This window comes from Aureibaculum koreense (assembly GCF_034296135.1).
Classification (GTDB): Bacteria; Bacteroidota; Bacteroidia; order Flavobacteriales; family Flavobacteriaceae; genus Aureibaculum.
Genome location: NZ_JAXKVV010000004.1, coordinates 105,350 through 118,011 on the forward strand (window position 1 = coordinate 105,350; position 12,662 = coordinate 118,011).

The 12,662-nt window shown below is 33.1% G+C and carries 8 protein-coding genes; 5 read left to right on the forward strand and 3 right to left on the reverse strand.

Features of this window, described 5'->3' with window-relative positions:
• The 3 genes from recO (at position 1) to UMM65_RS05540 (ending at position 4,621) form a co-directional block, all read left to right on the forward strand.
• On the forward strand, positions 1 to 714 hold the full coding sequence (gene recO / locus UMM65_RS05530) for a DNA repair protein RecO (protein WP_321975490.1): 714 nt from the start codon (positions 1 to 3) through the stop codon (positions 712 to 714).
• A gap of 79 nt (positions 715 to 793) precedes the next feature.
• A complete protein-coding gene (locus UMM65_RS05535) occupies positions 794 to 3,241 on the forward strand; it encodes a TonB-dependent receptor (RefSeq protein ID WP_321975491.1) in 2,448 nt (815 codons plus the stop codon).
• Positions 3,242 to 3,250: 9 nt separating this feature from the next.
• Entirely contained in the window at positions 3,251 to 4,621 is a 1,371-nt protein-coding gene (locus UMM65_RS05540) for a TlpA family protein disulfide reductase (RefSeq protein ID WP_321975492.1), read from the forward strand.
• Between the two features lie 145 nt (positions 4,622 to 4,766).
• Here the strand turns inward: UMM65_RS05540 and UMM65_RS05545 are convergent, their stop codons facing one another.
• Positions 4,767 to 6,491, reverse strand: coding sequence for a TonB-dependent receptor domain-containing protein (locus tag UMM65_RS05545; RefSeq protein WP_321975493.1), 1,725 nt, complete (start codon positions 6,489 to 6,491; stop codon positions 4,767 to 4,769).
• 60 nt (positions 6,492 to 6,551) lie between these two features.
• On the reverse strand, positions 6,552 to 9,575 hold the full coding sequence (locus UMM65_RS05550) for a tetratricopeptide repeat protein (protein WP_321975494.1): 3,024 nt from the start codon (positions 9,573 to 9,575) through the stop codon (positions 6,552 to 6,554).
• Between the two features lie 292 nt (positions 9,576 to 9,867).
• On the opposite strand from UMM65_RS05550, the gene UMM65_RS05555 reads away from it, so the two are divergent.
• Entirely contained in the window at positions 9,868 to 10,545 is a 678-nt protein-coding gene (locus tag UMM65_RS05555; RefSeq protein ID WP_321975495.1) for a cell division ATP-binding protein FtsE, read from the forward strand.
• 14 nt (positions 10,546 to 10,559) lie between these two features.
• A complete protein-coding gene (locus UMM65_RS05560; protein ID WP_321975496.1) occupies positions 10,560 to 11,450 on the forward strand; it encodes a glycosyltransferase family 2 protein in 891 nt (296 codons plus the stop codon).
• Here the strand turns inward: UMM65_RS05560 and UMM65_RS05565 are convergent.
• On the reverse strand, positions 11,442 to 12,554 hold the full coding sequence (locus UMM65_RS05565; protein ID WP_321975497.1) for a glycosyltransferase: 1,113 nt from the start codon (positions 12,552 to 12,554) through the stop codon (positions 11,442 to 11,444). The genes UMM65_RS05560 and UMM65_RS05565 overlap by 9 nt on opposite strands.
• Between the last annotated feature and the right edge of the window lie 108 nt (positions 12,555 to 12,662).

Sequence of the window (12,662 nt, forward strand, 5' to 3'; positions counted from 1 at the left end):
ATGCTAATCACAAGCAAAGCTATTGTGCTGAACGCTATTAAGTATGGCGATTATGACCTTATCGTAAAATGCTATACGGAACAAGGATTACGGTCTTATTTAATAAAACGGCTTTTTAAAGCCACCAAAGGTAAATTATCCCCAGCTTTTTTTCAACCACTTACGCAACTGGAAATTACGGCTAATTATAACAATAGCAAATCATTACACTTTATAAAAGAAGCTAAAATCAGTACACCGTATACCACCATTCATAATAGTGTTGTTAAACAAACCATGATGGTGTTCTTATCCGAGGTACTCTCACATGCCTTAAAGGAAGAAGAAGAAAACCGGTCATTGTTCAGTTATATAGAAACCGCTTTTCAATGGTTGGATGCCAATAACTCCATCTCTAATTTTCATTTGGTATTTTTGATGAACTTGACCAAATATTTGGGTTTCTATCCAGAAAAAGGTAGCCAATTTCTGTATTTTAATTTGATAGAAGGAAAATTTTCCAATCATATATTATCAAACTTATATATTTCTGGTAAAAATTTAGATTATTTTAAAACGCTGCTCGGCACAAATTTTGATGGACTTAACGAACTAAAACTGAATAAAACCAACCGACAAGATTTATTGGAAATTCTAATCCAATATTTTGAATTACATTTACCGGGATTTAGAAAACCAAGATCTTTAGAGGTTTTAAAAACAGTCTTTAACTAAGTCGATAATCGTCATTTAATTAAAAACAACCAACCGAGATGAGTGCATCTAATGCACAGGATTATAAAAATTTATGTAGATGAAGAAATTTTTATTACTTACTTTTATAGTTTCCTATTTTTCGTCAACCGCACAAACCATTACTGTTTTAGATGAGGAAAGCAAATTTCCCGTTGCCAATGTTGCCGTTTTTAATGAAGATAAGACCAAACGCAAAGTATCAGATAAAAACGGAAAAGTTGACCTTTCCATCTTTAAATTCAACGATATTTTATCTTTTACACATGTTGGGTATATTGAGTTTGAAGTATTGAAAAGACAAATAACCACTGATAAAATTTTTTTAAGAACTACCGCACAACAGTTGAACGAAGTGTTTTTATCAACCTCTAAAAGCCAAGAATCGCGAAAGCGAATTGCTGAGCAAATCGATGTTTTTTCTATAAAAGATATTCAAAGGGTATCGCCACAAACATCGGCAGATATGTTAGCGGAAATGCCAGGAATAAAAGTACAAAAATCTCAATTTGGTGGAGGTAGCCCGGTTTTAAGGGGAATGGAAGCCAATCGTGTTTTGTTGGTGGTTGACGGTGTACGTATGAACAATGCCATTTATAGAAAAGGGCATCTACAAAATTCTATAACAGTCTCGCCCAATATGTTGGATAGGGTTGAGGTTATTTTTGGTCCGTCGTCCGTTGTTTACGGTTCCGACGCCTTGGGTGGTGTAATCCATTATTATACCAGAAAACCAAAAATCAGCGAAGAAACGGATTTCGATGCCTCCTTTTTAACCAGATACAGCACAGTAAACAATGAAGTTACCGCCCAAGCTGGAGTTGAATTGTCCTTTAAAAGATTTGCGACGTTTACCAGTGTTTCGCGAAGTGATTTTGGGGATTTAAGGATGGGTAAAAACCGAAATCATGGGTTTGATGATTGGGGGAAAGTATTTGAATATTCTAACAATACAGATGATTATTACAGTGAAAATCCTGTTGAAAATTCCAATCCCAACCTACAGAAAAATACGGGCTACGACCAAACAGATTTATTGCAGAAGTTTTATATTCCTTTATCCGAAAAAACGGACTTGAATGTCAATTTTCAGTATAGTACATCTTCTGATATTCCCCGTTTTGATCGATTAACTGAAATCAGTGATGGTGAATTACGCTTTGCCGAATGGTATTATGGTCCACAACAACGTTTTTTAGCTTCCACACAATTGGAAATAAATCCGGAAAAAAAATGGCTGGACAATGGAAGTATTACTTTGGCATATCAAAACATAAAAGAATCGAGAATCAATAGAAAATTTGGAAGTTTAGATAGAACCATTCGAAAAGAAAATGTGGATGTATTTAGTGCCAATGCTGATTTTTCAGTTCCGCTGACAAAATTAAAAGACAGAATCTTATCTTATGGAGCCGAGTTTACCCATAATAATGTTGAATCAAATCCAGAAGGGAAAACCTTAGCCATTGACGGCGACGAAATAACAGGTTTTTCAGATACTTTTGCAGTCCAATCAAGGTATGCGGATGGTGGCAGCACATATACCACGAGTGCGGTTTATGCTAATTACCGCCAAGATATCAGTAAAAAATCTACTTTAAATTCCGGAATACGATTTACACAAACGTATCTTGCTGCTAAATGGATAGATGAAACGTTCTTTAAATTGCCAGATAATAATTTCTCGGTAAACAATGCTTCAATTTCGGCTACATTAGGCTATGTGTATAAACCTTCAGAAAGTTTGCAATTGAACAGCGTACTTTCAACAGGGTTTAGGTCGCCCAACTTGGACGATTTAGGAAAAGTGCGTGAACAAGGTGGGGATGTAACGGTTCCTAATATAGATTTAGGACCTGAATATGCCTATAATGCAGAATTAGGTGTTTTAAAATATTTTAACGAGAAAAAATTCTATGTTGGAGGAACAGTATATTACACCTTGTTAGACAATTATATAACCCGTGAAGGCTTTAGCTTAAATGGAAAAACAACCATGATGTACGATGGCGAAGAGGCCAACATTGTGGCCAACGTAAATAAAGACAATGCCTATATTTTTGGCGGAACTTTAGATGTAAAAGGAAGGCTAACAGACCATTTAAGTACTAGAGGTTCTATAACTTACACCAAGGGCAAAGCTTATGATACTCAAGAGCCTTTATCTTCAATTCCTCCCTTATTTGGAATGGTAGCTCTAAACCATGAAAAGGGCAAGTTAAGTTTAGGGGTAGATGTAAAATTCAACGGCAGAAAAAGGCCTGAAGATTATAACATTACAGAAGATATTGACCGTTATGAAGACACGCCTTACATAGCGACGACAGATTCCTACTACGGCACACCCGCTTGGACTACCTTGAATTTTAATTCAAAATACCGATTGACCAAAAACTTAGACTTTATGATAGCCGTCGATAATATTTTTGACACGCATTACAGGGAATTTGCTTCTGGAATTAGTGCACCGGGACGGAATTTTTCTTTTACTTTGTTGGGGAATTTTTAATATTAAATTATGATTAATAAAAATATATTAGCATTAGGAATTCTTTGCACACTACTTTCTTGTAAAAATGATAGAATTAATGATAATGAAATTTCAATACCGCTAGAAATAACAGAGAATAAATCAATTGCTTTTTCAAATTTATACTCTTCACTCATGGCATCATCATTGTACAATCAATATCCAAAATTTTATAACTCTCAATTGCAATATAAAAATATACCCCGAGTAGACTCTTTGATAATCTCAACAATGATATTGGATTATAGAAAGTTCAAATATGATCTTTATAAATTAGGTTTTGTTGATAGCCTTGCCTATAAAACTTTTAGATTAGACAGCTTTGTTGAAAGAAAGAAACCATCATTAAGTCCTTTGGCAATTGTAACCTATTTTAAGGATGGACAACAAAAGGTTATTTTTGACGAAAATAATAATAAAGACTTTTCTGATGATTTAGTTTTATCTTTTGATGAAAAATTTTATTTAGAACCTAAAGACCAAAGAATTTACAACAATTTACCCATTCAACACTTGGAAGTACGAGTCAATATTAATGACAGTGTTATTTTTCAAAAACGAAGGGTAATTATTTATCCAAGTGCATACTCTTATTATAACAACATTTTAAGCAACGATAAAATAATTAACAAATCAAGAATTCATTTTAAGTTTAAAGATTATTGGAAAGGGAATTTTACTTATGAAGAGAATAATTTTGATGTTGCAATACAAGGGGTTTATCCTTATTTAAATTTTTTAATAAAATCTGATTCATTGACGTTTAGTGAAACAGATTCCGATTATAATTCAAATTTTAGTTATACAATAAATGACACAATTCAGCTGAATAATGAAATTTTTATACTGGACACCATATCATCAAAAATGACAATGTTAAAGTTAAAAAAACTAGATACCTTAAAAGAATTTTTCAGCTATAGGATAGGGGATAGAATTAAGAATTTTCAACTTTCAGATCTTAAAACCGAAAAGTTCAATATTTCAGAAATTGTCAAAGATAAAAAATATACGCTAATTGACTTTTGGGGAACATGGTGTTTACCATGTAGAGAACTAACTCCTGAATTAAAGAGGGTTTCCCAAAATCATATCTCTGATTTGACAATTTTAAGTGTTGCATACGATAAAAATGTTGAAAATGTCATAAATTATGTTCATGATAAAAAAATGGATTGGGTACATTCATTTCATAAAAATGATAATAGGTCGGGAATAATAAGGGGTTTAAAAATAATAGAATATCCAACCCTTATATTAATCGATAAAAACCGAAAAATTTTATACAGAGGCGTTGGCAAGGATGCTCTTCAGAAAATCGAAAAAATTATAGAAAACAAAAAAACCCAAAACAAGTAACATTAAGCAAAAGGGAAAGCTCAATGTTACTCATCAAGGGTCAATACTAATTTTAACAATTATTGTACGCGTTCCAAGTTCCCTTCCCTTTCCGCGTGTCGCCATAGCTTTAGCGAAGGCACAGGGAAGGACTAGAGATGGGCTTTTAGAAATCAAATTTATATGTCAATCCACCAAAAACCTGTAAACCTTGTACATAGTAATTGGTATATTTTTGATAATCGCTACTTAATAGATTGTTTACCTTGGCAAAAACGGTTAGTTTTTCATTGAACTTATATCCACCGTTTAAGTTTAGATCTACATAATCACCCACCGTAATTATAGTTGCTGGGTGTATGGGCGTAGATATTTCGTCTTTACGACTGCCTACGTAAAATATATTAGCCCCAGCAAACCAATTTTCGTTATTATAATTGGCAAAGGCACTTACTTTTAAAGCGGGTAAGTTCCATGCTTTTTCTTCGTTTTTGGTATTATATTGGTTAAATTCTGCATTTCCACCCAGTTTTAATTGTTTAGATAAATCTATGGTTACTTCTGCAAATCCGTTAATTGTTTGTATGGTATCATAAACAATTCCAAAGGAGTTTCCGGCTTCATAACCGTAGTCAACCAAAGTAGCCCCTTCGGTCTTAGAGGGGTTTAACTTGTATAGAGGTTTATCTCGTTCACTACTATATGAGGCTTTAAAATTATACCCAATATTTGAAGCCAATTTACCTTTTAAACCAAAAAAGCCATTGTACTGTTCATCTGTACGTTTCATTGTCAAGGTAGGTGACACATACGGATTCTCATCTGCAAAGCCTTTAAACGAGTTTTGATGTAAATCTCCTGTTACACCACCATAGAGTGTCAACACTTCATCTATAAGCTTATAAGAAGCTGTTACGTTAGGGTAATAATAACCTTTGTTTTCATTACCACTGCCCGAACCTGAACTATACAATAATTTTACACCAAGATTTACCGTAAGATTATTACGTAGAATTTCTAAGCTAGGGTTAAAACCAATATTGAAAAAAGTATATTTTAAATCGCTTGTATTGTTATAATTTCTTAGAAACTTTCCCCTTAAAAATTCCAATCGTACATCGGCGTTTATGTATTCCGAAGCAATAGGGAATTCTATTTCGGGTTTTGCTAAAAAGTGAATTTCGGCACTACCTTGATCGTCTGTAAAACGGTTGGACTCAACGGTACCGCCTTGAAAAAAGGAATCTTTATAATCTATTTTACCACCTGCATAAATTTCGGTATATCTTACCTCTTCATCTATATTATCTAACATATTTTGACTAAAACTCAACTTTTCGGGCAGACCGTACCAATTGTATTTTTGCATTCTTCCCCCTGCATTGATCTGCCAATCGAAATCGCGTTCTTCTTGTTTGTAAAAAAGATCCAGTCGGCTATCAAAATAATTATCATCTAAAACAACATTATTAATGCCCCCTTTGGAGGAAATAAAGTTAAAGAATGCTCCAAAATCATTGTATCGGTTACTATTGCCATGTACAAACAGTTCAACACCAGGAGTGGAAAAGTTTCCAAACCCCGCTGAAATATAATTGTCATATACTTGCGGACTAGGATTTACCTTCAGCACTTTAGCTTTACCTTTAGCGGGAGTAAAAGTTGAAGCTACAGGAATTGAAAAAATAGAGTAACTAATGGGTTTTTTCACATTAATGTCATTGGTATCAATTTCGGGCGATGACTTTATTTTAAAAGCATCGGAAACCGTAGGAGTATATGATTTTACCACATTGATAACTTCTGTGCCAATTGTATCCTTTTTTCTTACCTGAGCAAAAGTTATGGTTGTAACCAATAGTATAATCAATGTTGAAATGTATTTTTTCATATTGTAATTAAATTTGAAATTGAAAATTCAAGATTTAAAGTTGTTTTAATACTTATGTTATTAATTGTTCGGATTTACGGATTCATTGGTTTCTGCTTCTTTCTTTTTGATTTTCACAAGCTCCGCTTTGGCTTCATCGGTTACATCTTTATAGTCTGCAAAATTCTTTATAACACTTTCTAGAATATAAGTAGCTTGATACGCATCTTTTAATTCGTAAAAGTTTTTAGCCATAACAATTAATCCTTTTGCCCCAAAATATTTATAGGCTGAGTAATCTGCTACCAACTTTTGAACAATGGTATTTGATACTTTGTAATTACCCTCTTGATGCTTAAAGTATGCGTCGTAATACAAGGCTTCAGCTTTTAATTCGCCTGTGGCAATTTTACCGACCTCTTCATAAGCTTCTTGTGCTTTGGGCTCATCTCCTGTTTTAAAGGCGGAACGGGCAATAATCACTTTGGCATCAGATTTTACTCTATTCTCTAATTTTGGTCTGGTTAATACTTTTTCGGCATAGTCTACGGCGGCATCATAATTTTCCAATTCGTAATGCCCTTTCATCAAATTACTTTGGGCAAAAGTGATGTTTTGAGGAAAATCTGCTTGTTCTTCCAAACGTTCTAGAATTGGCATAGCCTTTGACCAATTATCGGCTTCTAAATAAGCTTGTGATAATCTAGATAAGGCTTGTTCGGTAAATTCGTTACGTTCCTGATCTGTAACATAACTATAATGTGGAATGGATGCTGTTTGCTGTTTTTCATTGAATAAAGCTTCCGCCAGATAGAAATTAGCGTGCAACGCATGTCCGCCATTTGGAAATTCTTTTAGGTATTTTTTAAATGCTGAAATTGCCTTTTTACGATCATTTAACAGGTATTGTTTTTCGGCAGATTCGTACATGTCATTATCCAGTTCAGAATCTGTAACAGTAACAAAATCCAAGCCTTTTACCCAACTTGCATATTCATCCACACGACCCAAATCCACATAAATTTGTCGTGCATTAGCAACCGCTTGCTTCGCTTCGCTAGTGTTTGGGAATTCCTTTACAACCCGCCTGTATTTATCTAAAGCTTCATTGTCACGTTCAATATTATAATAGATTAAACCCTGTTTCAGCAAGGCTTTTGGAACATAAGAACTTCGCTTGTATTCGTTCAATAAGTTATTATATGTGGCTAATGCATCATCATTGTTTTCGGCAACTATATAAGAATTACCCAATTCGTAATACGCATCATCTCGCAAAGTAGATTTCGGATACGCCTTTAAGAAAGCATTAAAATCATCAATTTTTGCATTGTTTCTTCTAATAAACCCATAGCTCATTGCCCGTTGAAAGTGAGCATAGTCACGATCTATACCCTTGTTGTTGATAACGTTATTATAAGCTGTAATGGCTTTATTATAATTACTGGAAACGTAATATGCATCGCCCAAGCGTAAATAAGCATCATTTAATTTATCCTCGTCAGATGGATTACTATTTACAAAAGACTGGAATTCGTCACCTGCACGATTATAATCCTTTAACTTAAAATAGGAGTAAGCAATATTATAATCTATAAGTTCATTTTCTGAGAGTCCTGAAGAACCAATATTTTTAAACTGTTGAAAACCTGTTAATGCTTCTTGAAAATTATTTGATAAATAATCTGTTTCCGCTTTCCAAAAAATGGCACGTGCCGTTGTTGAGCTATCTCTGGGGTTATCAATGGCAATATCAAAATACTCATTGGCATTGTCGTAATCGCCATCGTTAAATAATTGGATTCCTCTAAAAAGAGCTACTTTTTGGTACAAATCTTTATGATGGGCTTCGTTTTTACCTTTTAAAGCTTCCAGGGCACCTGCATAATCTTTAGAAGAAATATACGCACTGATAAGTAATTCCCCAATTTCATCTTTGGCAGATGATTTAGGGTAAAGGTCAAGATATTCTTGCAAAACATCTGGCACACTTTTGTAGGGATTTCCGATTTCATAGCTCAATTTTGCATAATTTAACCACGCGTCTTTTTTAATATCCTCGCTATATTCCATTTGCGAGGCATTTCTAAAAGCATTTAACGCTTCGGTTTTTAATTCAGTTTTTAAATAACATTCCGCCAAATGGTAATAGGCATTTTGCGATACCGCATTTTCTCCACCAATAATTTTGTTAAAATTGGCAATGGCATTTTCGTAGTCGTTCTGTTTATAATAGGCGTAACCTAGCAAGTAGTAATCCGTATTGTTCCACTTACGGCGTTTGCCTTTATAATTTTTTAAGTGCGGTATTGCTTCGGCATACTGATTCAAATTAAAATAACTTTCACCAATAATTTTAGAAATTTCAGAATGTTCGTTTCTATCGGCTTTGGCAAGGAAAGGTTCGGCAACATCTATAGCCTCTTGGAATTGCCCGGTTTTAAATTTAATATTTGCCATGTAATAAGGCACATCATCACCTAATTCTTTGTCGTCGGCAACTTCGGTTAAATAGCGGTCAGCGTTATCATAATCATCGTCTTGATAAGCAATAAACCCATAATAATATTTGGCTTGTGAGCCATACTCTTGCGAAGTCAATAATTTTTGAAAAACACCTTTGGCCTGTTCATAGCTTCTCACGGCAAATAACCCATAAGCATATTTAAAATTAAAATCTTCTTCTTGCTTAATGGATAAGTTTCGAGTTTCTACACGTTTGTACCATTTTAGTGCATAAGGATAATTGGCATTTTTAAAATAATAATCGCCCACTTCTAAAAAAGCGGTATTTTGCTTTGTGCTTGTAGGAAACCGTTCCACAAAACTTTGCATCATTTTATCACCATCTTTATCTCCTATTTGTATGGCACTAAACGCTTCATAATAAGCACAATTGGCCTTATATTCAGAAATATCGTCAAACTCTGATTTTAATTCGTTAAATTGATGTTTGGCCGCAACAAAGTCTCTATTATTATATAAGTCAACGGCGTGATTATATGCTGTTAAATCGTGCGTATAAATTTCGGTTTTTTGGGCAAAGCCGGAAGCTGTGTATATTAAAATTAGGGAGGCAATAAGCCAACTAGGGCGATTTTTCATTGCTATGAATAGTTTAAAAGATAGTTCGTTAATTAAAATCAAAAATAACACACTCTAAGTTAAACAACGTCCAATTTATTCTAAATTGTATAATTGTTAATTAATATAACATTTTGTTAACTAAATGTGTTAAAATTTACAGCATAAAGGCAAATATTGAGCCAAAGTAAACGTGGTTTAATGTTTTTTTGAATTCTCTCTGTATTGATTTAGGGCTTTTTAAAGTTAAAAGACTTCCCCGTATTCATTCAATTTTATTCCCTAAATTTGTCAAGTAAATAATTACAAATTTATGGCCGAGCAAAAACCAGTACTACATTTAAAGAATGCGTCTATTTTTCAACAAGAAAACCTGATTCTTTCGGATATTAGTTTAGATATTTACAAAGGAGATTTTATGTATTTAATCGGTAAAACTGGTAGTGGTAAAAGTAGTTTGATGAAAACCTTGTACGGAGATTTGCCTTTGCTTAAGGGCGAAGGGCATATTGTAGATTATGACTTGACTAAACTTAAAGAAAAGCAAATTCCATATTTAAGAAGAAAACTGGGCGTTGTTTTTCAAGATTTTAGATTGTTAAACGATAGAAATGTACATGAAAATCTACTTTTCGTTTTAAAGGCAACTGGTTGGAAAGACATTTCAAAATGCAAGGCCAAAATTGATGAAGTACTAGAAAAAGTAGGAATGAAAACTAAAGGTTTTAAAATGCCTTTTCAGCTTTCTGGTGGTGAGCAACAACGTGTCGCCATTGCCAGAGCCTTATTAAATGACCCTGAATTAATTTTAGCCGATGAGCCCACTGGTAATCTTGACCCAAAAACTTCTTTAGAAGTAATGAGTGTTTTGGAGGAAATTAACAAGGAAGGAAGAACTATACTAATGGCAACTCACGATTATGCCTTGATTCTAAAATACCCTCATAAAACTGTTAAATGTGACGGTGAAAAGATTTTTGAAGTGGTTTAACTCTTAAAAAGATAGTGTTATCTGTTTTAATCCCCACATATAATTACAAAGCACTTCCGTTAATTCAGGAAGTGCATAAACAACTTGTTTCATCATCTATTGATTTTGAAATTATCTGCATTGATGATTCTTCTGAGGAAGAATTTCTCATTCCTCCCATTCAAATTAATTCGTTAAGTAATACAAATTATAATATTTTAGATAAAAATCTTGGGAGAAGTAAAGTTAGAAATATTTTAGCGGGTAAAGCCAAATTCAATTGGCTGTTATTTTTGGATTCAGATGTCAAGCCTTTGCGTTCTGACTTCATTAACAACTATTTAGAAGTAATATCACTAAATAATAAGGTTATTTGCGGTGGAATCAGATACGAAACAGAAAAACCAAAATCAGAAAGGCAATTGCGGCATAAATACGGAAAAAAAAGAGAAGAAAAGAGTGTATTTGAAAGAAAGCAACAACCATTTCGCTATTTATTGGCCTCAAATTTTTTAATTGAAAAAAAGGTTTTTGAAGATATTAAATTTAATGAAAGTTTGACCCAGTATGGGCATGAAGACACACTTTTGGGCATAGATTTGAGAAAGAGAGAAATAAATATTCTTCACATTGAAAATCCAGTTTTTCATTTGGGAGTTGAAAAATCATCTGTTTTTTTAAAAAAGACGGAACAAGCAGTTAGAAATGCGTTATTTCTGTATCGACAAAATTTAGTAACGAAAGAAGATATTAAGCTAATTGATAAATACATTAGACTACGATTTATTAAGAAACCAATCGTATTTGTTTTTAGGACGTTTAAAAACCAAATTTTTAAGCAATTAAATTCTAAAAATCCATCTCTGCTATTATTTGATTTTTATAAACTGGCTTTTCTATATAGTTTAAAAAAAGAATCACTTTAACCGCTTGAATATTCTTTTCAATTTTTCCGACTCTTTTTCCCAGCAATATTTATCCGCTACATTAATCAAATTTTCCTTGTAAATCTGATATTGCTCATTATCATTAAAAATCAGCGTTACTTTTTCAGCCATTTTTTTAGGTTCAACATCTTCAATTATCCAACCAATTTTATTTTCAGAAACTATAGCAGCTACTTCTTTTCTGTTGGAAATCAAGAGCGGAATTCCCGCTTGTATATAATCGAAAACTTTATTGGGCAAACTAAATTCATAATTTAAGTTGATGCTTTTGTCCAATGACAATCCTAAATCAGCTATTTTGGTATATTCCATTAATTCGTCATAAGGCAATTTATCTTTAATAATAACCTTATCCTCTAATTGTAATGAATTTGTCAAAACCTTTAATTCTTTAAAAACATCACCTCCGCCAATAATATAAAGTATTGTATTCTCTAAATATTGCATCATCTGTATGGCTTCCTCTGCTCCACGATCGGAGTTAATTCCGGAACCCTGGAAAATTATCATTTTTTTATCTCCCTTTATTTTTTTCGAGAAAGCTAAGTCAACCGTTTTGTTTTGCAATTTTGGAGCAATATTTCGAACAATCTCCACATCAACACCATATTTTTTTTGATAAAAATTGGCAATACTTTTATTTACAGTATATACATTTTTAAGCTTCGGAAATATCCACTTTTCAATAGAGAGCCACACTTTTTGGATTTTGGGCCTATTAATTAGCTCACCTACTTCGGTAAACAACTCGTGACTATCATAAACCAGCTTTTTACCAAATAACTTACTAATTAAAAAGTTGGGTAACAAAGTATCAAGATCGTTGGAAAGTAAAATGTCTTTTTTTAAAAAGAGCAGCTTAAAAAATAATTTCAAGTTGTATTCTGCATAAAAAACCCACTTTTTTTTAAAAAACAGATTCATTCTGATGGTTCTATAACTCCTATTGATTGGTAAACTGTTGGGCAATTTCCTTCCTATGAGAATTACTTCATATTTCATACTTACCAAAGTTGTACAAACTTTATGTACGCGTTGGTCTGTAACCAAGTCGCTCGTAACGGATACTATAATTCGTTGCAAAAGGGATATTTTAAAGCGAAAGTAAAAAAAATCCCGTTCTTAATTTCTTAAAAACGGGAAATTGCTATGAAAAAGAAGATGGACATGAATCCATCAAGTAATAAGACG